The organism is Pantoea sp. alder81 (genome assembly GCF_020179835.1).
Classification (GTDB): domain Bacteria; phylum Pseudomonadota; class Gammaproteobacteria; order Enterobacterales; family Enterobacteriaceae; genus Pantoea.
On record NZ_JAIUDA010000005.1, the window covers coordinates 238,044 to 259,152 of the forward strand.

Genomic DNA, 21,109 nt, shown 5'->3' on the forward strand with positions numbered 1-21,109 from the left:
TCACTGCGATGCCGCCGCAAATGCACCCGGCGTAATGCCAAAATGGGCGCGGAACTTCTTGATGAAGTGGCTTTGGTCGAAGAAGCCCACTTCACTGGCGGTGTGCGCGGCATCGAAGCCACTCGACAGCAGTCGTTTTGCCCGCATCAGGCGAATTTGCGTGAGGTATTGATGTACCGATAAGCCGGTAAGCTTCTGGAAGGTGCGCATAAAATGGTATTCGCTTAACCCGGCGACGGCGGCGATTTCATTGACCGACAGTGGCTGGTGATAATCGCTATGCAGAAAATCGATCGCTTGCCGAATATCGGCGCGTAAAGCGTGCCGCTCGCCCCCTTTTATCGTGCGTTCGCCGTGTTGACGGATTAGCGTGCTCAGCACCTGAAACAGCGCACACTCTTTTTCCACTGCGTCCGGACTTTGCTGCATCACGGCGGAAGCCTGAAGCATCTGCTGCGCCAGCTGCGGATCATAACGCATCCCTTCCGCACCAAAATTGAGTTCGCCTTTGCCGCCGATCTGTGACTCCGCAATCTCATTGACCAGTGCGGCAGAAGGGTAAAACGCGCAGTAGTCCCAGCCTTCATCACGTTGGACCGCTTCACCGGTGTGCACTTCTCCCGGCAAGATCACCATCACCGTACCTGCGGCGGCAATGCCCTGTTGACGGCAAATGCGGGTACGTTGTGCCCCTCGGGCAAACGCCGCGATCACGAATTCGTCGTGGAAGTGTGGCGGATAACTGTGCTCGTAGCAGCGTGCGCGCAGGATTTCCATACCGCCGTGCATAGCGCCGTCACGCCACAATTTGATGTCATCACGTTTTTCCTGCATCACAAATCCTTCGCTGATGTACTCCGGGAGCAGGATTTTACTATAGCCTTGAGCATCGTGGCTTAAAATTGGTGCATCTGTTGAGAAGGTTTTGGAAAATTGTCATGTCGTTGAATAGTCACACCGTGCCGAAACACAGCGATCCACTGAGTTTTCGCGCGGGTTTTATCGCCTGTTTACCTACCGTGCCCGGTTATCTGAGCATCGGTTTTGCGGCCGGAGCCATTGGTACGCTGGCCGGTTTCTCCGTGCTGCAAACGGCGCTGCTGGCGACGTTGCTCTACACCGGTTCGGCGCAGTTCTTATTTTATTCGCTGTGGGCAGCGGGTGCGGAAATGACTTCAGTGGTGCTGAGCGTGATGCTGGTGAACCTGCGCTATTTGCTGATGAGTTCGGCGATTAGCGTGTTCTTCCGCGGCCAAAGCGGCTGGCAGAAAGTCGTCAGCGGCCTGCTGCTCACCGATGAAACCTTCGGCGTCGCAGTCCAGCACGGCAGCCAGCATGGCAAAATTGCTTTCGCCTGGATGTTTGGTCTCAACCTGCCCGCCTGGCTGAACTGGATTATTGCCTGTGTGATTGGCGCTTATGCCGCTTCTGCCGTCCCTGAATCGCTAATGGCCGGATTGAGTTTTAGTCTGGTATCAATGTTTATCGGGCTGATTTTAATGACGTGGTTTGCCAGCCGCCGCAAATGGCTGGAGACGCTGGCGATTGTAGTGGCGGTGCTGGTGACCTTTTTCTCTGCGGGACATCTCGATCTCAGCGTGGTGGTGATCATCGCCGCCTCGATGGCCGCCAGTCTGGCCACGCTGCTGTTACGCATTAAATACAAGGAGGGGAAGTAACATGGAACGTAATGTCCTGATGACCATTGTGGTTGCCGCGCTGATCACAGCGGTAATGCGCGTTGGCCCGATTTTGCTGCTTTCCCGCTTCCGCCTCGCCCCGCTGGCGCAACAGTGGCTGAGCTTTATCCCTGCGGGCATTATGGCGGCCATTGTCACAGCCGAGTTGATCGAAAAACCGGCGTTAACCGCTTCAGGCTTGAGTTTATCGTTACTGGCGGCGCTAATTGCAGCGATCACCGGCATCGTCACGCGCGGCCTGTTCGCCACCGTCCTTGCAGGCATGGTGGCGTATACTGCGCTGCGTTACGGGTTTGGTTTGTAGCCATAAGCAACGGGTGCGGGGTTCACACCGCACCCATTTTATTACCCCACCTCTGGTGCCGGTGTCCGCTTGCCCTTCAACATATTTCTCAACGCCGGTTCGAGGTATTTAGTGATGAACCAGGCCAGATAATACAGCCCGGTGGCGACCACAATTGGCATGAGCAACATGGTCATCTCACTTTTGATATGCACATTAAGTTTAATCAGCATGGCAATCATGAGGTTTTCGTGTATCAGATAAAACGCATAGCTGGCAAAACCTATCGCGGTGAAGAATCGAAGTGATAACAGACGCTCCAGCTGTTTTGAATAAAAACTGGCAATAAAGAACAACATCACTATTAGCAGCGGGATCACCGTCATCACCCCGGCATTCTTAACGTAATAGCTGAAATTAATCAGCATCGCAAAAGCCACAATCGCATAATGTAGTGCTTTATCACGGCCATGCATTCTTTCATACACCAGGCAACCCACCATAAACCAGGCGTAGTGAATAAATCCAAACTTAGAAATAACATCAATAAAAATGGGATGACCTAAGGATTTTAATACTGAGGAGGCGGATAGCAGTAACATGGGCACCAGCAAGCCCGGCAGGCAATACTTCCGTCCCAGGGTAAAATAGATGGCACCAATAATCAGATAGAATACCGCTTCGACATACAGCGACCAAAAAGAACCCGCCATCGATTTAAATTCAGTACCAGTTATTTGCGTTAGCGTTTCAGGGTTGGTGAAGATAAGCCCAGGCAGCAGATTCCTGACATAGGGTGTCATAGCCGACCACTCCGGGAAAAAACCACCCACAGCAAAGAGTAGTAAGCTGGCAATCAGCATCGCCGGAAACAGTCGCAGCCAGCGTTTTTTCAGGAAACTGATATAGCTCTCTGACTTATCCAGCGTCATAAAAATAACAAACCCGGAGATCATGAAAAATAACTCTACGCCAAGCCAGCCAAAAGAGAAGACTGGAATATGTTGTGTGAGGTTTGCATAGGGCAAGAGTTCTGGCCAACGTGCATAGGCGTGGTAACCAATCACCATTAAGATGGCTAAACCGCGCATTCCGTCAAGATGCTTGATGCGTGCGTGCATAATTCCCTCAGGAAAGATGTCCGGATGTGTAAATTCAACTTAGCACTGACAGTTCTTTACTAACAATAAGACTTAGTCTGATTCAAATATTTCTTAATACGCGTTTTGTTAATGTATAAAAGTATTAACGTTACTTTTCACTGGACTTACCAATCCAGTATGGAGCACATGAAAACCCCTATATAAACCAGTGCGCATGACAACTCAATCTTTTTAAAAACTCTTAAACTGGCTAATGAAAAAACCCGCCATAAGTTGAGCGTTAACGGGTTTTTCATGGAATTTCAACAGTGGCGTTAATCAATTGAAAATGACTTTTTTAAAAAATGCGATTTACTCCGGTGGCAGCGCCTGTAAAATTCGCTGCGCCTCATTCGCCGTCAGTGAATAGTCATAAAACTGTCGGTAAAACGCCTGCGTAGCGCTCACCAAATCAAGCTGAGGGAACAACGCCGGATGCAACTGCTTTGCGGCCCATTGAATCTGTAACGCGACCTCGGTGCCGTAACGATCCCACGGGAACACCCCTGCCGGGTTCTGCCACACACGATGTTGCTGAACGGCTTTTACGCTGCCAAACAACGTCTTAAACTCGGAATCTGCCAGCGATCCGGCGCCCGCACCGATGATAATCACATCAGGATTCCAGCGAATCACTTCTTCAGGCGAAATGGGCTTCATATTGCCGACAATGCCTGTAGCGACATTTCGACCACCGGCAAGATTAATCCAGGTATCAATCAGTGTATCGCGCCCATCGACTTTCAGTGGATGCAGCGACTGGATGTGCAACACCCGTGGTCGCTGTGCCTCACTTAGACCCGCCGTTTTCCCGCTGATGTCAGCAATGTGCTGATCAAGGTAGCGGTTATAAGCTTCTGCTCGCTTCGCCGCCTCTGGCGTACCCACCACTTGCGCCGTCGTGATCAGTGAACGCTTCATGGAAGCAAAATCATCGAAGTTCATTGCCAGAACCGGGATACCCGCCAGTCGATACGATTCTGCATCAGGATCATTCGCTGGCACGAAGATGGCGTCAACGTTGCGCACCACCAGAGCTTCACTGGCGAAGGTTTTACCCTTCGCCTGCAACGCCTGATTCAGGGATGGCTGAACTTTAAACATCCACGGACGATCGGCGGGATGATTCACCGTCGCCACGATGCGATCTCCCGCGCCCAACGTCATCAACAACGAGTGATGCGCAAACCAGGCGTCAGCAATATGCACCGCCGGTTTGTTGATTTCGACATGATTGCCACTGTCATCGATCACCGTTTGGGCTGAAGCCAGTGTACTCACCATCAACATCGGTAATAGCCGACGCCACATTTTGCTCATCGTTTGCATCCTTAGAAGTTAAGTTGCATGGAGACCTGCACCATACGCGGCGCACCGAGGGAAGCGCTGGCATAGCCTGCACCGCTGTATCCGTTTAAACCGCCTGGCACGATATTGGTCCAGTAATGGCGGTTAGTCAGGTTAGTGACATCAAGACGGAACGTGGTGGCGGTATCAAACATGCGGGTCTTATAGGCGGCTCCGGCATCCAGCGTGGTATAGCTGCTTACCCAACCGTCATTCTGATTGTCGGTAGTGCGACGACCAACATAGTGAATGCCGCCGTGAATATCGGTACCGCTAAACATCGGTAAATCGTAAGCGGCAAACAGGCTGGCGGTGTAGCGAGGCAGCCCAACAATCTGCTTGTCATCGGTTTGCGTGCTGGCGGTGTCCAGCAGGCGCGGATCTAACCACGTCATGCCGCCAAACAGATGCAGACGATCGGTGAGGTCACCATCCGCCATCAGTTCCAGCCCACGGTTACGCTGTTCGCCATCAATGGCGTAATCACCGCTGGCGTTGGTATACGCAAACGGGCGTTTAATCTGGAACAGCGCGGCGGTCAGCAGCAGTTTATTCACTGCCAGCTTGCTGCCCACTTCCACCTGACGGCTGCGATACGGCGCCAGAATCGCACCGGCATTATTGGCCGTGGCCGGTGCGGTGTCCCCTTGTTGCAGGCTGTCAGCATAGGTGACATACAACGTCAGGGGATCAACCGGCTTATACATCAGGCTGGCAGAACCGCTGAATCCGCTGTTAGCAGAGTTGCTGCTGCGACTGCCTGTTTTGCTGTAGTTGGAGGAGCTGAGCAGGCTCTCACTGCCCGCCAGTAACAGGCTCCATTGCGGGGAAAACTGCAGATTATCGCTGAGCAAGAATGCATGCTGGCTGGCAGTGGCGGAATGGTAGCGGTCGGTAAAATCCGGGTAATCCGGCTCGGCGAACGCCTGGGGATCATCCAGCGAAGCGCTGCCCAGGGTCGAGGAAGCACCGTTGCGAGGATTGTAATTCTTCCAGACAAAACCGCGCAGCCCGGTTGAGATTTGATGATGAATCCAGCCGGTATCCACTTCTCCATTCAAATTCGCCATGTAGCTATTAATCGTAAAGCGGCTGGCGGTGGCAGAAGAGGTGGTTGTGGTGTAATTGCCGCGGCTGTCTGTAAAGGTGTTGGTCACCGCCGTGGATTCACGGTCGGCAATCTGGCGTAAAACACCGATTTCACCCTGCCAGTTTCCGTCGAAATCATGTTTGAGATGCAGGCCAGCGGTCAGCGTGTGGTTGTCATCACCCGCATAAGATTGCCCCAGATGCGCCGTTTTCGGATCGGGCGCAGAGGGGAATGATAACCCCTTGCCAAGCGCAAATTTGCCCGGCAGCCCTTTGTCGTAGAAATGGTAATAGCTGAAGTTGGTTTCCAGCACCGTTTGGTCGGTCAGATTGGCATCAAGCGCCAGGCTAAACAGCTGACGCCTCACTTTGCTGCCTTTCACATAGCCATCGCCTTCATCATCGAGGAAATTAAGGCGATAACGCAGACGGTCATTGCTATCCAGCGGTCCGCTGAAATCACCGGCCAGCTGATGGCTTAATCCGGTCCCCGCGCCCACAGTAATGGAGTGCATAGGCGTGTCACTGGCGCGTTTGCTAACGAAATTGAACAGACCTGCCGGATTGGCCGGGCCATATAAGGATCCGGCAAGACCATTCAGCACCTCAATATGATCAAACTGTTCGGCGGCGTAGTCGGTGGTCGACACCACATTCAGCCCATCGATCATGCTGTTCTGCACCACACTTCCTTGCATACCCCGCGTTTGCGGGCGCGCACCATCGCCCTGCACTGATGGCATATAGCGGTACAAATCGCTGACGCTTTTGAACTGCTGGCGCTTCATCAACTCAGGTGACACCGTTTGCACCGACCAGGGCGTGTTGCGCACTTCCTGTTTACCGAGATTACCCAGCGTGGCTTTTTTATCGGTTTCCGCAGGGGTTTGATTCGGCGAGGCAGTAACCGCAATGGTCGGTTGCTCAGATGTGGCATACAGCGGAACGGCGGACAATAACAAGACGCTGGTGAAACCTGTTTTCACCAGGGTAATACGTTTGATAAACATGACAATTCCAGGATGACTAACGAAAGGATGCGCGCGTTAAGCTATCGCTATATTTTCAATTATATATCGATAAAATTCGTCAACCTATTGTTTATCAGCGTTATATTACTGATCCGTCATCGTTTTTGATCAGGCGAAGGGGCCTGAACCAATCGATTCTCGCATTATCACTTCACCCGAGAAGCGCTGGCGATTGCGCATTTCGCCTCCGTCGAGCATCGAGATCAGCCGCTCTAACGTTTCCTGAATCATCTCGGTCACCGGCATTTTCACGCTGGAGAGCGACGGAACGGTAAAGGGCGCCAGCGGAATATCATCAAACCCCAGCACGGAGACCTGAGCGGGAACCGCAATGCTGTGTGCTGCCAGCGCTTTTAATGCCCCCACCGCCATATCGTCATTACTGGCCACCAGCGCACTGAAATGACTGCCCTGATTTATCAATGTTTCCACCGCCGCCACGCCGTTTTGCGCCTGCCACTTCCCTTCCATAACTAACGCTTGCTGCAGTGGAATCTGGTGTTTTTCCAGCGCCGATTGATAACCCGCCAGGCGCTCACGGCCGGTGGGTGAATCGAGCGAACCGGTGATAAAGGCAATGTCGCGATGACCCAGTTTGATTAACGCTTCGACGGCATCGGCGCTGGTGCGTTGCTGATCGGCGTAAATACAGTAGCTGTCGTGTTGCCGTAAACGGCGGTTGATCACCAGAATCGGATGCGAGTGCTGATCAATGATCGCATCCATTTCTTCGATGGTGAGAAAGCGCGGATAGATGATGACTCCGTCACAGCGCAAATCGAGCAGAAATTGGATCGCGGCGCGTTCTTCTTCCGCGCTGTGTTTGCCATCCACCAACAGCAGTTGTCGTCCCTGCTGTTCCATCAGTCGGGCCGAATGCTGCATGAGTTCGGTAAAGTAGCTGCCGGAATAGAGCGTGTTGGTGATCACCAGGCCAATGGTCTGGCTCGACTTGGTTGCCAGATTGCGCGCCAGTAAATTGGGACGAAAGCCGGTTTCCGCGATGGCCTTAAATACTAATTCACGCTTCTCTTCGCTGACATAACCGTTGCCGGACAGCACACGGGAAACCGTGGCTTTAGATACGCCTGCGACCTTCGCCACCTCAACTATGGTTGCCATATTTCACTCTGATTTACGCCTGTATCGCTGAAGTGTACCTAAGTCGCGAATTATGCGGAGATTTTTTTCACGGTGCTGTTTGCCGACCCTTCACTTCGCTATCGATCAACATCACATTTTTAAATATCAAAATTTAAATATCTTGATTGGTCTTAACTTCATATTCATGATTTTGTGAAACCGGTTTCTCATGACTCGCAACAGATATGCGAGCAAACGTACCCCTACTCAATAAAAATCAGAGACCTACAATCCATGGCTAAAAATTATGCTGACGTTTCACGCGCCATTGTGGCTTCGCTCGGCGGATTAACCAATATCGAAGCCGTTACCCACTGCATGACGCGCCTGCGCTTCGTACTCCGGGACGCTGCCCTGATCGATAACGCCACGCTGAAAGCGATTCCGGGCGTGATGGGCGTGGTGCATACCGATACCCAATGCCAGGTGATCATTGGCAATAACGTCAACCTCGCGTATCAGGAGGTGCTTAAACTCGGCACCCCCAATGGCGACAACTCTCCCCCGGTGAAACGCAAAATTACCCTGCGCAGTATTGGTGCGGGGATTCTTGATGCGCTGGTGGGCACCATGTCGCCCTTGATCCCGGCGATCATCGGTGGATCGATGGTGAAGCTGCTGGCAATGGTGCTGGAGATGAGCGGCGTGCTGGCGAAAGGATCGTCTACGCTGGTGATCCTGAATGTGATCGGTGACGGTGCCTTTTTCTTCCTGCCGGTGATGGTGGCTGCCTCGGCGGCACTGAAATTCAAAACCAATATGTCATTGGCCATTGCGATTGCCGGCGTACTGGTGCATCCCAACTTTATTGATTTGATGGCCAAAGCGGCACAAGGCCAGGCTGTGGAGTTTGCCTACATCCCGGTGACGGCGGTGAAATACACTTACACCGTGATCCCGGCACTGGTGATGACGTGGATCCTGTCGCACATCGAATATTGGGTTGATCGCTTTACGCCTGCGGTCACCAAAAACTTCCTCAAACCGATGCTGATTGTGCTGATTGCCGCACCGATTGCCATTGTGCTGATTGGTCCGCTCGGCATCTGGATTGGTAGCGGTATTTCAGCGCTGGTTTACACCATTCATGGCTATCTGGGTTGGTTATCCGTGGCGATCATGGGTGCGTTGTGGCCACTTCTGGTGATGACCGGCATGCATCGCGTGTTCACCCCGACCATCATTCAGACCATCGCGGAAACCGGCAAAGAAGGCATGGTGATGCCGTCTGAAATCGGCGCCAATCTGTCCCTCGGTGGCTCATCGCTGGCCGTGGCCTTTAAAACCAAAAATCCGGAACTGCGTCAGACCGCGTTTGCCGCAGCCGCCTCAGCGATTGTGGCCGGAATTTCGGAACCCGCTTTGTATGGCGTTGCAGTGCGCCTTAAACGACCGCTGATAGCCAGCCTGATTAGCGGATTTATCTGTGGCGCAGTGGCCGGCATCGGCGGACTCGCCAGCCACTCCATGGCTTCGCCCGGCTTGTTCACCAGTGTACAGTTCTTTGATCCGGCCAATCCGATGAGCATTGTGTGGGTCGGTGGCGTGATGGTGTTGTCGGTGGTGCTTTCATTTGTTCTGACGCTGATTCTTGGCTTTGAAGATATTCCGGTGAGTGAAACAGCACAGCCTAAACCGGTTGTGGATGCCGCTAAAGCCGTCAATGTGAATTGATTAACTGAGGTTTTTTATGTCTGAAGTGACATTTCCAGAGGGATTTTTATGGGGCGGCGCGTTAGCCGCCAATCAGTCAGAGGGGAGCTATCTGGCGGGCGGTAAAGGCTTAACCACGGTGGATATGATCCCGCATGGCGAACATCGTATGCCGGTCAAACTCGGGCTGGAACCGCGCTTTGCCCTGCGTGACGATGAGTACTATCCGAGCCACGATGCCATCGATTTTTATCGTCGTTATAAAGATGACATCGCCTTGATGGCGGAAATGGGCTTCACCGTGTTTCGTACATCCATTGCCTGGAGCCGCATTTATCCAAAGGGTGATGAGTTAACGCCGAATTCTGAAGGTATCGCTTTCTATCGCAGCCTGTTCGAAGAGTGCCAGAAATATGGCATCACGCCGCTGGTGACGTTATGCCATTTTGACGTGCCAATGCATTTGGTCACCGAGTACGGCTCCTGGCGTAATCGCAAGATGATTGAACTCTTCGCCAGCTATGCCCGCACCTGCTTTGAAGCTTTCAACGGGCTGGTGAAATATTGGCTGACGTTTAACGAGATCAACATTCTGCTGCACAGCCCGTTCTCAGGTGCCGGTCTGGTCTTCGGACCAGAAGATAATCCAGAACAGGTTAAATATCAGGCGGCTCATCATGAACTGGTCGCCAGTGCGCTGGTGACGAAAATTGCACACGAGATTGACCCCGAAAACCAGGTCGGCTGCATGCTGGCGGGCGGCAATTTCTATCCGTGGTCATGTAATCCTGAAGATGTCTGGGCCGCGCTGGAGAAAGATCGCGAGAACCTGTTCTTTATTGATGTGCAGGCGCGCGGTGCTTATCCCTCTTACGCTGCTCGCGTGTTCCGCGAGAAAGGCATTGAGATCCAGTGGCAGGACGGTGATGCAGAACTCCTGCGTCACACGGTGGATTTCGTTTCCTTCAGCTATTACGCGTCGCGCTGTGCCTCGGCCGATATGAACGAGAAAAACAGCAGCGCAGCGAACGTGGTGAAATCGCTGACCAACCCGCACATTCCCCGTAGCGCCTGGGGCTGGGGCATCGATCCATTAGGCCTGCGCATCACCATGAACATGATGTATGACCGCTACCAAAAGCCGCTATTTTTGGTGGAAAACGGCCTGGGCGCGCGTGATGAAATCGATGCCAACGGCGAAATCCAGGACGATTACCGTATTAGCTACCTGAAGCAGCACATTCAAGCGATGGGCGAAGCGATTGCTGATGGCATCGCAGTGATCGGGTACACCACATGGGGATGCATTGATCTGGTCGCCGCTTCAACCGGCGAGATGAGTAAGCGCTACGGCTTTGTTTATGTCGATCGTGATGATCAGGGCAATGGCTCACTGGCGCGCACCCGCAAAAAATCTTTCTGGTGGTATAAAAAAGTGATTGCCAGCAATGGCCGCGATTTAAGTGAATAATCTTTGCGATTCACTGCCGGGTGATGTCAGTTCGCCCGGCATGTTTATTCGAATACCACTCCGAACACTCTATTAATGATTGGATCTGATTATCCTGCTGGAGTTAAAAGTCAGCGTTTTAGGTTATTGAACATCTGTACTCTTTTATAAATGCCGATGGTACTATTTCCGCGTTGAACCCAGCGGAATGGCGGCATGTTACGTTTTGAACCTCGTCTTCACCCTCGTGAAGTTTTATTTCTGCTTTTGGCTCAGCTTAAAGCAGCACTGACCTGCATCATTGCACTGGCATTATTAATCCTGCCGCTTTCTCTTTCCGCATCGGCGGCGCAAAACCCCGCATCGAAAGATGACAAAGCCAATCGTATTGTTAGCGGCATCATTAGTTTCACCCGTTGGCCGGCGTTGCACGAAGCCCCACAACTATGCGTGTTTAATTCAGCGCGCCACGTCAATTTTCCTGCCAGCACCACCGCGACAGCGCTGCCCTTTAGTGTGGTCTATCTCGAGAGTGAAACTGAGTTAGCCAGCAATCGTTGTGATGCCCTCTATTTTGGTGATCAGTCACCCCAGCAGCAGACCGAACTGCTTAGTCTGGAGAAAGGCCACGCCGTTCTCTCTCTGGCTGAAAATAATACCGATTGCGCCATCGGAGCCGCTTTCTGTCTTATTTTTAATGCCGATCATCCGATGTTTGCCGTAAACCTCGATTCACTGGCTCGCAGTGGCGTTCGTGTGAGCCCGGATGTGTTATTGCTGTCGCGCAAAGGAAGCCAATAAGATGAAATTTGAAAAAATAAAAAATGAAAAATCATCTATCCGCATCAGGTTGCGCAAAATCAGCATCATCAATTCCGCTGTTATTTTGTTGCTGTGCTGGCTGCTGCTGACATCAACCTCGTTACTTTTCATCAAACGTTATGAGAAGCGCAATCTGGAGCTGATTGCTGCGACGCTGAGCAACAGCCTGACCGCCGCCACCGTATTTGAAGACAGCTATGACGCCCACAAAAAAATTGCCATGTTGGGCAATGAAGGCATGTTTGCCTCGGCGAAGCTGGTGACTGACGATCAAACGGTGCTGGTTAACTGGCAAGATCAACAGCAGCAGGATGGCTGGTATGAGAACTTTTTACGCGAATGGATTTACGCGCGCCCGCTGAGTGTGAACATCAATCACGCGGAAAATGTCGTTGGCAGTTTGACGCTGGCGGGCACGGTGAAAGGGGCCACGGATTTTATCCGCTACTCTGTGATGATTTTATCCAGCGGCATGCTGTGTGTATTGATCGTTGCCTTTATGCTGAGCGCTTTTCTGCATCGGGGGATTTTGCAGACGCTGCGCAATATCACCAGCTCGATTCATTACGTCATCAGCTCGGGTGATTTTTCGTTACGTATTCCCGAAAGCCCGACCAAAGAGTTTCAGCTGTTTTCGGACGATCTCAACTCGTTGTTAGCCGAGATGCAGTCGCTACAAGCTTCGTTACTGCGTGATAACCGTTCACTAGCGGCGAAGGCTTTAGAAGACCCGCTAACCGGGCTGGCCAACCGCGCCGCCTTTGTTACGCAGTTAACCCGATTGCTTGATGGCCAATTCGCTCAGGAACGCTTTGTGTTGCTGTTCCTGGATGGCGATCGGTTTAAGAGCATCAATGATAACTGGGGCCATGCGGCGGGAGATGAAGTGCTGAAAGCCATCGGTTCCCGCCTTGTTGCGCTGGCCTACAAACAGGATATGGTCGCGCGCCTCGGCGGTGATGAGTTTGCGATGTTGATTACCAGCCGCGCCAGTGAAAAACAGTTGCTGCAACTCACTGAAGAAATCAGAGAAGCGATTGCGCAGAAGATCATGATTGCCGAAGGCACACCGATTACCACTTCCGTCACCATTGGTTACGCCTGGTCACAGCATGGCGATACGGTGCAATCGATTCTGGAACGTGCGGATATGCATATGTACAAAAATAAAGGGATAAGTAAGGTACGAGTATGAAAATTAAACTCTTTCTACTGCTGTGTGTTCTGGTTTGCGCGGGATGTCAGTCAAAAGGTCGTTTCACCGCCGCACAGATTGCGGCGATGCAAAGCGCGGGCTTTACCGAAAACATGGAAGGATGGGGATTGGGTTTATCCGACAAAATCCTGTTTGGGGTGAATGAGTCTGAACTCACCGCGGCCAGTAAATCCAACATCGCTAATATGGCGAAAAACCTCTCAGCCACTGGTATTCAGCATGTCCGCATTGACGGTCATACGGATAATTACGGCAAGGCAGATTATAACCAGCAGCTGTCACTGAAACGTGCCGATGCCGTGGCAACACAATGGGCGTCAGGCGCGGGTGTTCCACGCGCCAACATTATCACCCGCGGTATGGGCATGACCGCCCCTATCGCCAGTAATAACAGTGCGCAGGGCCGCGCCCAGAATCGCCGCGTCGCGATTGTGATTACCTCGCCTTAATCGCACCCTGGTCGAGCGCATAACGGTATAAGCGCTCGACCGCCAGATTCTTCATTTTCACTTCGCACATAATATCGAAGTCTTTGAATGACAGCGCCCAGTCATTTAAATCCTGATTAAAGTAGTAGTCAGAATGTGCACGCAGTTTGGTTTTCGGCACCGTTAAATCGTGCTGATCCGGGAAGCCGTGTTCTTGGATTAAACCTTCCTGAGCAATCGAATAATGTAATACCGGTCGCACACCGCGCCATGATTCGATAATTAACGCAATACGCGTATCATCCGCTTGGATAAATTGATTCTCTTTCACCCAGTGATGGTGAATATCCAATACCACCGGACAGAGATCGCGCGCCTGCAGTACGTCATCCAGCGAACAAGAGATTTCATCATTTTCAACCGTCAGCATATTGCGCGCCTCAGGAGAGAGACGCTGAAACGCCGCGCGAAAGCCATCAATACCCTTCTTGCCATTCATATGGATGTTGATTTTGAAATCCTGAAACTGGCGACCATAGCCCATTAATACCGCGCACAGCGTATGGTACTCCACGTCCTCAATTGCCCGATCCACCACGCCTTCATTATCAGATGCCAATACCGAGTATTGTCCGGGATGGAATGAGAGCCGGATGTTGTTTGCGCGCGCGATTTCGCCACACCTGGCAAACAGCGGTTGTAAGTCGGGCATTAATTCGGTGTAGATGGCGGTGGCATCCGGCACGGTATACAACGGCAACAGATCGCTGCCAATACGCATCATGCGCATCTCATCCGGCAGTTTCGCCAGTTGTTGCAGCGTGAGGATTTGGTTTTCGAGGTTGTTGGTTGCCAGTTGCGCCAGCAAACGCGTTTGTTCCTCGCGTTCAAGACTCAGGAAACGCGTACGCGTGGTGATTTTAAACGGAAACGGCTGCTTAGCCTGTGCATCGAAGTACTTACACGCAAAACCCAATTTCATTTCAGTCTCCCTTAGAGCAGGCTGAAAGTGTAGCTTGCTCCAGGGAAAGTGCACGGACAGCGGCGGGGCTGCCGCTGTCCGTTGGGTTACACGCTTGGGAAGGTCATATTGCTGCCCGGCGCTTCACGATGCAGATGGATAAAGTTCAGGTGACGCTCGTACTGATCGAGAATATCGATAATCACCTGCTCCTTGTTGTAATCCATCAAATCGTTGCCCTGGCTGCCTTCCAGCAGGAACGTCTCCAGACGATAATAAGTCGATTTACCGCTGCGCGCACGATAGGTAAAGCCCGGCACCGAGTACTGCTGCGGCCAAATCTGGTAAACGAAGTCCTGCTCTTCACCCAGCAGCACACGCAAATCCAGATAGCCTAACGGATGCCCTTCTTCCGGCTCGACGCTTTCCAGCGACACACGTCCGCCTCTCAGTTCCAGCTCTTTCGCCACATCCTGCATCGCCGGGTACAGCACGTTCTCCATCATCTGCTGAGTGTAACGCGTGCCTGGATAATTCATCAGACGTGACAGGCGCTTCTTCCAGCTCAGGCGATCGTTGCTGGCCGGAATGTACGGCGCAGTATCGCGATTGGCGCTGGCACGACGGTGGTCTTCCACCTTCAGTGATTTATACAATCCCGCCATCACAAAGAAGATCACAAAGCTGAATGGCAGACCCATAATCACTGTGGCGTTCTGCAGCGCAGAGATGCCGTTGGTCATCAGCATTCCCATGGTTAAGACACCAATCGCAATCGACCAGAAGATACGCAGCCAGTTTGGCGCATCGCTGTTAATGTCTTTCAGCTTCGAAGTGAAGTTACCCAAAACCAGTGACCCGGAATCCGCTGAGGTGACGTAGAACAACATACCGGTAATGGTGGCGACTGAGGCGCTGAACTTAAATGCAGGATACTGCGCCAGCAGGCTGTAGAAGCCACGTTCCGCATGCGCCATCACTTCCTGAGCAAAGCCAGCATCACCGTGAATGATTTCATACAGCGCCGCGTTACCAAATACCGACAGCCATAACAGAGTAAAGGTGAACGGAATAATCAGCGTACCGAGGACAAACTCACGGATAGTACGACCACGTGAAATACGCGCCAGGAACAAGCCGACAAACGGCGACCAGGCGACCCACCATGCCCAGAAGAAGAGCGTCCAGCTGTTCATCCACTCTCTAGGCTGGTCAAACGCAAAGGTGTTCAGCGTCATGCCCATAAAGCGGTTGATGTAATCACCCACGTTGAGCACCAACGCGTTCAGCAGGAAGTCGGTTTTGCCCATAAACAGCACAAACAGAATCAATCCCAGCGCCAGCGCCACGTTCAGCTCTGACAGAATACGGATGCCTTTATCCACGCCGGAGGTCACGGAAATGGTGGCGATAATCACCGACAGCACAATTAACGCCGCCTGTGCGGTGAAGCCTTCCGGAACATCAAACAACACATTCAGGCCGTAGTTGAGCTGCACCACGCCAATCCCCAGGGTGGTGGCGATACCAAATATAGTGCCGATCACCGCGGCGATGTCCACGGTATGACCAATCGCGCCATTAATGCGTTTGCCGAAAATCGGGTACAGCGCGGAGCGAATGGTGAGCGGCAGATTGTAGCGGTAGCTGAAGTAGCCGAGCGCAATGCCCATCAGCGCATACATCGACCAACCGGTAACGCCGTAGTGGAACAGCGTCCAGACCATCGCCTGACGCGCGGCTTCCATGGTTTGTCCGGCACCTTCCGGCGGTTGCATGTATTGCGTTACGGGTTCGGCCACAGAGAAGAACATCAGGTCGATACCGATACCGGCGGCAAACAGCATCGCTGACCAGCTTAATAAGCTGAACTCCGGTTTGGATTGTTCAGGCCCGAGCTTGATGGCGCCGTAACGCGAGCAGGCCATGTAGATAACGAACACGATATACAGCGTCGCGGCCAGCATGTAGTACCAGCCAAACGTAGCGGTAACCCAGTTAACCGCAGTCTGAATCAAGCTCGCGGCCAGCTCGCTGTAAAAAATAGTGACAAGTGAAAATGTCAGAATCAGTCCGGCTGAGGTGAAGAACACCACAGGATTGATTCTGTCTTTTTCACTGGCAGGTGGATTAATCATCGATGACCTCTGGTTAATTTCCTGTAATGACTCAATGGATTAGCGTGACCCGTTAATCAGGCCTTGTCGTTGTTGGTTCTCCCTGCACTCCCCTCCACATAGTGTTTTCCACTAGCGATGCGCCGCATAGCCCGGTTCACCGCTGCTGTTTTGTAACAATCGAAGCACAGCATCCTAACAAATTTCTTTTTTATATTGAACGTGCAATCAAAAAAAGTTTTAATGGTGCCCTGACATTGTGGTGGAGCTGGAGTCATGCCAAAGGTGGGAATGCAGCCGATTCGTCGTCGGCAGCTGATTGATGCAACCCTCGATACCATCAACGAAGTGGGTATCAACGACGCAACCATTGCGCAGATTGCGCGCAGGGCTGGCGTCTCAACCGGCATCATCAGCCACTACTTCAAAGACAAAAACGGTTTGCTGGAAGCAACGATGCGCGACATCACGCGCCAACTGCGGGATGCGGTGTCATCAAGATTGAAACCGTTAGCGGATGCCGCGACCGAAGCGCGTTTGCTGGCGATTGTGGAAGGCAACTTTGATGATACCCAGGTGCACAGCGCAGCAATGAAAGCCTGGCTGGATTTTTGGGCCAGCAGCATGCATCAGCCGCAGCTGGGTCGTTTAGAGCGCGTCAGCAGCCGTCGTCTATTTTCGACACTGGCTGCCGAGTTTCGTCGCGAGCTACCGCGTGAACAAGCACGCTTAGCGGCGCACGGTCTGGCATCACTGATTGATGGACTTTGGCTTCGCGCCGCCTTAAGCGGCAAACCCTTCAATCTGGATGTGGCCAAAACGCTCACCACCCAATTTATTCGTCAGCAACTCGCTGGCGCACTGAATCACTGAGGAAGGAGGAATCATGTCCCGATTCACAGAACAGCAGCTTTATATCGATGGTCAGTTTGTTGCAGCAAGCGCAGGCAATACTTTCCAGACCATCAATCCGGCCAATGGCGAAGTGCTGGCCGACGTGCATGAAGCAGAACAGGCAGATGTTGATCGTGCGGTCGCGGCCGCGCGCAAAGGCCAGAAAATCTGGGCCGCGATGACCGCCATGGAGCGTTCACGCATCTTGCGTCGTGCCGTGGATATCCTGCGCGAGCGTAATGATGAATTAGCCGCCCTGGAAACCCTCGACACCGGTAAACCATTGAGTGAAACCCAGTACGTGGACATCGTGACCGGTGCTGACGTGCTGGAGTACTACGCAGGCTTGATTCCTACCCTGGAAGGCCAGCAGATTCCGCTGCGTGACACGGCGTTTGTTTACACCCGTCGTGAACCGCTCGGCGTGGTTGCCGGTATCGGCGCGTGGAACTACCCAATTCAGATCGCGCTGTGGAAATCCGCGCCTGCCCTTGCGGCGGGGAATGCGATGATCTTTAAGCCGAGCGAAGTCACCCCACTCACCGCCTTGAAACTGGCCGAGATCTATACCGAAGCCGGTGTACCCGCCGGTGTGTTCAATGTGCTGAACGGGCGCGGTGCTGTTACTGGCCAACTGCTGACCGATCACCCTGGCATCGACAAAGTCTCCTTCACCGGTGGCGTGGCCAGCGGCAAAAAAGTGATGGCGAATGCCGCAGGATCCACCCTGAAAGAAGTCACCATGGAACTGGGCGGCAAATCACCGCTGATCATCTTTGATGACGCTGACCTCGATCTGGCGGCAGATATCGCCATGATGGCCAACTTCTACAGCTCAGGCCAGGTGTGCACCAACGGCACGCGCGTATTTATTCCTGCCAAATTCCAGTCCACGTTTGAAGCGAAAATCGCTGAGCGTGTTGCACGCATCAAAGCGGGTGATCTCAACGATCCCGACACCAATTTCGGTCCGCTGGTGAGCTTCCCGCATCGTGACAATGTGATGCGCTATATCGAATCCGGTGTCAGCGAAGGCGCTCGCCTGCTTTGTGGCGGTAAACGCCTGAGCGGTGCCGATTTCGATAACGGTGCCTGGGTTGAACCGACCGTGTTCACCGACTGCCGCGATGAGATGACCATCGTGCGTGAAGAGATCTTCGGGCCGGTGATGTCGATTCTGACTTACGAGAGCGAAGAAGAAGTGGTGCGTCGCGCCAATGCCACCGATTTCGGTCTGGCTGCGGGCGTGGTGACGCAGGATCTGAACCGCGCGCACCGCGTGATTCATCAGATTGAAGCGGGTATCTGCTGGATCAACACCTGGGGCGAATCTGCCGCCGAAATGCCGGTGGGCGGCTACAAGCACTCTGGTATTGGCCGCGAAAATGGCCTGATGACACTGCAAAACTACACCCAGGTGAAGTCGGTGCAGGTCGAGTTATCCCGTTTTCAGTCCGTATTTTAATTCAGCTTTAACCTGAGGAGCGACTAATGGAATTTGATTACATCATTATCGGAGCCGGATCCGCAGGGAACGTTTTGGCAACAAGACTGACCGAAGATAGCAGTGTGAATGTGCTGCTTTTAGAAGCGGGTGGCCCTGACTACCGCTTCGATTTCCGTACACAGATGCCAGCCGCGCTGGCTTATCCGTTGCAGGGCAAACGCTATAACTGGGCGTATGAAACCGAGCCAGAACCACATATGAATAACCGCCGCATGGAGTGCGGACGCGGTAAAGGTCTGGGTGGTTCATCGCTGATCAACGGTATGTGTTATATCCGCGGTAACGCCATGGATCTCGATAACTGGGCGCAGCAGCCAGGTCTGGAAAGCTGGAGCTATCTGAACTGCCTGCCCTACTATCGTAAATCTGAAACGCGTGATATCGGTGCCAATGATTACCACGGCGGCGAAGGTCCGGTAAGCATCACTACCTGTAAGCCCGATAACAATCCGCTGTTTGCCGCGATGATTGAAGCCGGTGTTGAGGCTGGTTATCCGCGCACGGAAGATCTGAACGGCTATCAGCAGGAAGGCTTTGGACCGATGGACCGTTTCGTTACGCCTAAAGGTCGCCGTTCCAGTACCGCGCGTGGCTATCTCGATACCGCCAAGGTACGTCCGAACCTCAAAATTGTGACGCACGCGACCACCGATCGGATTCTGTTCGAAGGCAAGCGCGCGGTGGGCGTGCAATATCTGCAAGGCTCGAGCAATACCTCGCATCAGGTTCATGCGCGCCGTGAAGTATTACTGTGCGCTGGAGCCATCGCTTCGCCACAAATTCTGCAGCGTTCGGGCGTGGGCTCTGCGGCGCTATTGAACAAGTTTGATATTCCGGTGGTGCATGATTTGCCTGGCGTGGGCGAAAACCTGCAGGATCACCTCGAAATGTACCTGCAGTATGAGTGCAAAGAGCCGGTGTCACTCTATCCGTCATTGAAATGGTGGAACCAGCCGAAGATCGGCGCGGAGTGGCTGTTCAACGGCACCGGCGTCGGTGCCAGCAACCATTTTGAAGGCGGTGGCTTTATTCGCAGCCGCGAAGAGTTTACCTGGCCGAATATTCAGTATCACTTCCTGCCAGTAGCGATTAACTACAACGGTTCCAATGCCGTTGAAGCGCACGGTTTCCAGTGTCACGTGGGTTCGATGCGTTCACCGAGCCGTGGGCACGTGCAGATTAAGTCACGCGATCCGCGTCGTGATCCGGCCATTTTGTTCAACTACATGGCGCATGAACAGGACTGGCATGAGTTCCGCGACGCGATTCGTATCACGCGTCAAATCATCAATCAGCCTGCGCTGGATAAGTATCGCGGCAAAGAAATCAGTCCGGGCCTCGAATGCCAGACCGATGAGCAGCTGGATGAATTTGTGCGCAACCATGCGGAAACCGCCTATCACCCGTGTGGTACGTGCAAAATGGGCAGTGATGACATGGCCGTGGTCGATGGCGAAGGCCGTGTGCATGGATTGCAGGCGTTACGCGTGGTAGATGCATCAATTATGCCGCTGATCATCACCGGCAATCTTAATGCCACCACTATCATGATCGGTGAAAAGATCGCGGATAACATTCGTGGCCGTCAACCGTTGCCGCGCAGCGAAGCAGATTACTTCGTCGCTGGCGATCTGCCGGTTCGTGGCGAGCCGAAGCGCGCTTAAGAGCCTCTTCGCAGGGTGGCATCTCGTCACCCTGCTCTTTTCCCGCTAGCTTTGCAGATAAGCCATAATCAGCCTCTTTAACTCAAGCTTAATGTCATATGATCCCAGCTGGTCACGTCTTGCGGCATCATGCACCACCCCCTCAACAGCTGAAGCGAGCACCACAGCGACTACCGTGACGCGTGCTGAATCCCTGCTCAACGTTGTAACGACAAACTGTCGGTAAAAATCCGCGTACTGCTGCTCAAACTCTTCATGCGCGCTGCGTTCAGAAAGCGGCACCTCATCCAGCAACACACGATGCAAACTGGGATTGATCAAGTGCGCCGCAATAATACCCTCAATCAACCTATCGATACGTACGGTCAGGGAATCTTCATCTGTTACCGCACCAGCAAGAACCTGCAGAATCGCCGCCAGATGCTGTTCACGAATCGCCTCAGCGAGCGCCAGTTTGTTGGGAAAATATTGATATAACGAGCCAATACTGACGCCCGCAATTCGCGCGACCTCATTGGTGTTGAATTTTGCCCAACCGCTCTTTGCCAGGACGCGAGCCGCCGCCTGCAATATCACATCCACCATCACCTGCGAACGCCGCTGGCGTGGCGCTTTGCGCATCGATCTCGATGCGTCAGTAACACGAGTATTCATTGAGGACC

At 52.9% G+C, this 21,109-nt stretch carries 18 protein-coding genes; 10 read left to right on the top strand and 8 right to left on the bottom strand.

Annotation, left to right across the window (positions count from 1 at the left end; translation table 11 throughout):
- On the bottom strand, positions 1 to 834 hold the full coding sequence (locus LBW88_RS15795; protein ID WP_224933149.1) for a helix-turn-helix transcriptional regulator: 834 nt from the start codon (positions 832 to 834) through the stop codon (positions 1 to 3).
- A 104-nt stretch (positions 835 to 938) separates the two neighbouring features.
- Between LBW88_RS15795 and LBW88_RS15800 the strand changes: the two genes are divergently transcribed.
- Both LBW88_RS15800 and LBW88_RS15805 read left to right on the top strand, forming a co-directional pair.
- The gene (locus LBW88_RS15800; protein ID WP_224933148.1) at positions 939 to 1,679 is read left to right on the top strand and encodes an AzlC family ABC transporter permease; all 741 of its coding nucleotides are present in this window, start codon (positions 939 to 941) and stop codon (positions 1,677 to 1,679) included.
- Position 1,680: 1 nt separating this feature from the next.
- A complete protein-coding gene (locus LBW88_RS15805; RefSeq protein ID WP_034824025.1) occupies positions 1,681 to 2,004 on the top strand; it encodes an AzlD domain-containing protein in 324 nt (107 codons plus the stop codon).
- Between the two features lie 41 nt (positions 2,005 to 2,045).
- On the opposite strand, the gene LBW88_RS15810 is transcribed toward LBW88_RS15805, so the two are convergent.
- The 4 genes from LBW88_RS15810 to LBW88_RS15825 form a co-directional block, all read right to left on the bottom strand.
- Positions 2,046 to 3,104 (bottom strand): acyltransferase family protein, encoded by a 1,059-nt coding sequence (locus LBW88_RS15810; RefSeq protein WP_224933147.1) that lies wholly within the window; start codon positions 3,102 to 3,104, stop codon positions 2,046 to 2,048.
- Positions 3,105 to 3,437: 333 nt separating this feature from the next.
- Positions 3,438 to 4,445: an ABC transporter substrate-binding protein gene (locus LBW88_RS15815; RefSeq protein ID WP_224933146.1), complete on the bottom strand. Its 1,008-nt coding sequence runs from the start codon at positions 4,443 to 4,445 to the stop codon at positions 3,438 to 3,440.
- Between the two features lie 11 nt (positions 4,446 to 4,456).
- Entirely contained in the window at positions 4,457 to 6,571 is a 2,115-nt protein-coding gene (locus tag LBW88_RS15820; RefSeq protein WP_224933145.1) for a TonB-dependent receptor, read from the bottom strand.
- 129 nt (positions 6,572 to 6,700) lie between these two features.
- Entirely contained in the window at positions 6,701 to 7,714 is a 1,014-nt protein-coding gene (locus LBW88_RS15825) for a LacI family DNA-binding transcriptional regulator (protein WP_224933144.1), read from the bottom strand.
- Positions 7,715 to 7,969: 255 nt separating this feature from the next.
- Here LBW88_RS15825 and ascF point away from each other — a divergent pair, with 255 nt between their 5' ends.
- From ascF to LBW88_RS15850, 5 genes are all read left to right on the top strand, one after another.
- Entirely contained in the window at positions 7,970 to 9,409 is a 1,440-nt protein-coding gene (gene ascF, locus LBW88_RS15830) for a PTS cellobiose/arbutin/salicin transporter subunit IIBC (RefSeq protein WP_224933143.1), read from the top strand.
- Positions 9,410 to 9,425: 16 nt separating this feature from the next.
- Positions 9,426 to 10,859: a 6-phospho-beta-glucosidase gene (locus tag LBW88_RS15835; RefSeq protein WP_224933142.1), complete on the top strand. Its 1,434-nt coding sequence runs from the start codon at positions 9,426 to 9,428 to the stop codon at positions 10,857 to 10,859.
- 195 nt (positions 10,860 to 11,054) lie between these two features.
- On the top strand, positions 11,055 to 11,639 hold the full coding sequence (locus LBW88_RS15840) for a YfiR family protein (protein WP_224933141.1): 585 nt from the start codon (positions 11,055 to 11,057) through the stop codon (positions 11,637 to 11,639).
- 1 nt (position 11,640) lies between these two features.
- Positions 11,641 to 12,855 (top strand): diguanylate cyclase domain-containing protein, encoded by a 1,215-nt coding sequence (locus LBW88_RS15845; RefSeq protein WP_224933140.1) that lies wholly within the window; start codon positions 11,641 to 11,643, stop codon positions 12,853 to 12,855.
- Positions 12,852 to 13,325 carry an OmpA family protein gene (locus LBW88_RS15850; RefSeq protein ID WP_224933139.1) on the top strand — a complete coding sequence of 158 codons (474 nt, stop codon included), beginning with the start codon at positions 12,852 to 12,854 and terminating at the stop codon, positions 13,323 to 13,325. The genes LBW88_RS15845 and LBW88_RS15850 overlap by 4 nt, the downstream gene beginning before the upstream one ends.
- On the opposite strand, the gene uvsE is transcribed toward LBW88_RS15850, so the two are convergent.
- Both uvsE and LBW88_RS15860 read right to left on the bottom strand, forming a co-directional pair.
- Positions 13,312 to 14,286 (bottom strand): UV DNA damage repair endonuclease UvsE, encoded by a 975-nt coding sequence (gene uvsE, locus LBW88_RS15855; protein WP_224933138.1) that lies wholly within the window; start codon positions 14,284 to 14,286, stop codon positions 13,312 to 13,314. The two genes, LBW88_RS15850 and uvsE, sit on opposite strands and share 14 nt — an antisense overlap.
- Positions 14,287 to 14,372: 86 nt before the next feature.
- The gene (locus LBW88_RS15860) at positions 14,373 to 16,403 is read right to left on the bottom strand and encodes a choline transporter (RefSeq protein ID WP_224933137.1); all 2,031 of its coding nucleotides are present in this window, start codon (positions 16,401 to 16,403) and stop codon (positions 14,373 to 14,375) included.
- A gap of 255 nt (positions 16,404 to 16,658) precedes the next feature.
- On the opposite strand from LBW88_RS15860, the gene betI reads away from it, so the two are divergent.
- From betI to betA, 3 genes are read left to right on the top strand one after another with little or no spacing between them, the layout of a single operon-like run.
- Positions 16,659 to 17,255 (top strand): transcriptional regulator BetI, encoded by a 597-nt coding sequence (gene betI / locus LBW88_RS15865; RefSeq protein WP_224933136.1) that lies wholly within the window; start codon positions 16,659 to 16,661, stop codon positions 17,253 to 17,255.
- 13 nt (positions 17,256 to 17,268) lie between these two features.
- Complete coding sequence (betB, locus tag LBW88_RS15870; protein WP_224933135.1) at positions 17,269 to 18,741, top strand: betaine-aldehyde dehydrogenase; 1,473 nt, start codon at positions 17,269 to 17,271, stop codon at positions 18,739 to 18,741.
- Between the two features lie 26 nt (positions 18,742 to 18,767).
- Positions 18,768 to 20,447, top strand: a complete 1,680-nt coding sequence (gene betA / locus LBW88_RS15875; RefSeq protein ID WP_224933134.1) for a choline dehydrogenase — start codon at positions 18,768 to 18,770, stop codon at positions 20,445 to 20,447.
- 45 nt (positions 20,448 to 20,492) lie between these two features.
- Here the strand turns inward: betA and LBW88_RS15880 are convergent, their stop codons facing one another.
- Positions 20,493 to 21,101 carry a TetR/AcrR family transcriptional regulator gene (locus tag LBW88_RS15880; RefSeq protein ID WP_224933133.1) on the bottom strand — a complete coding sequence of 203 codons (609 nt, stop codon included), beginning with the start codon at positions 21,099 to 21,101 and terminating at the stop codon, positions 20,493 to 20,495.
- Positions 21,102 to 21,109 lie beyond the last annotated feature (8 nt).

Bases quoted from the DNA above. Each gene is read 5' to 3' on its own strand.
- LBW88_RS15795 (WP_224933149.1), bottom strand. From the start codon at position 834: ATGCAGGAAAAACGTGATGACATCAAATTGTGGCGTGACGGCGCTATG.
- LBW88_RS15800 (WP_224933148.1), top strand. From the start codon at position 939: ATGTCGTTGAATAGTCACACCGTGCCGAAACACAGCGATCCACTGAGT.
- LBW88_RS15805 (WP_034824025.1), top strand. From the start codon at position 1,681: ATGGAACGTAATGTCCTGATGACCATTGTGGTTGCCGCGCTGATCACA.
- LBW88_RS15810 (WP_224933147.1), bottom strand. From the start codon at position 3,104: ATGCACGCACGCATCAAGCATCTTGACGGAATGCGCGGTTTAGCCATC.
- LBW88_RS15815 (WP_224933146.1), bottom strand. From the start codon at position 4,445: ATGAGCAAAATGTGGCGTCGGCTATTACCGATGTTGATGGTGAGTACA.
- LBW88_RS15820 (WP_224933145.1), bottom strand. From the start codon at position 6,571: ATGTTTATCAAACGTATTACCCTGGTGAAAACAGGTTTCACCAGCGTC.
- LBW88_RS15825 (WP_224933144.1), bottom strand. From the start codon at position 7,714: ATGGCAACCATAGTTGAGGTGGCGAAGGTCGCAGGCGTATCTAAAGCC.
- ascF (WP_224933143.1), top strand. From the start codon at position 7,970: ATGGCTAAAAATTATGCTGACGTTTCACGCGCCATTGTGGCTTCGCTC.
- LBW88_RS15835 (WP_224933142.1), top strand. From the start codon at position 9,426: ATGTCTGAAGTGACATTTCCAGAGGGATTTTTATGGGGCGGCGCGTTA.
- LBW88_RS15840 (WP_224933141.1), top strand. From the start codon at position 11,055: ATGTTACGTTTTGAACCTCGTCTTCACCCTCGTGAAGTTTTATTTCTG.
- LBW88_RS15845 (WP_224933140.1), top strand. From the start codon at position 11,641: ATGAAATTTGAAAAAATAAAAAATGAAAAATCATCTATCCGCATCAGG.
- LBW88_RS15850 (WP_224933139.1), top strand. From the start codon at position 12,852: ATGAAAATTAAACTCTTTCTACTGCTGTGTGTTCTGGTTTGCGCGGGA.
- uvsE (WP_224933138.1), bottom strand. From the start codon at position 14,286: ATGAAATTGGGTTTTGCGTGTAAGTACTTCGATGCACAGGCTAAGCAG.
- LBW88_RS15860 (WP_224933137.1), bottom strand. From the start codon at position 16,403: ATGATTAATCCACCTGCCAGTGAAAAAGACAGAATCAATCCTGTGGTG.
- betI (WP_224933136.1), top strand. From the start codon at position 16,659: ATGCCAAAGGTGGGAATGCAGCCGATTCGTCGTCGGCAGCTGATTGAT.
- betB (WP_224933135.1), top strand. From the start codon at position 17,269: ATGTCCCGATTCACAGAACAGCAGCTTTATATCGATGGTCAGTTTGTT.
- betA (WP_224933134.1), top strand. From the start codon at position 18,768: ATGGAATTTGATTACATCATTATCGGAGCCGGATCCGCAGGGAACGTT.
- LBW88_RS15880 (WP_224933133.1), bottom strand. From the start codon at position 21,101: ATGAATACTCGTGTTACTGACGCATCGAGATCGATGCGCAAAGCGCCA.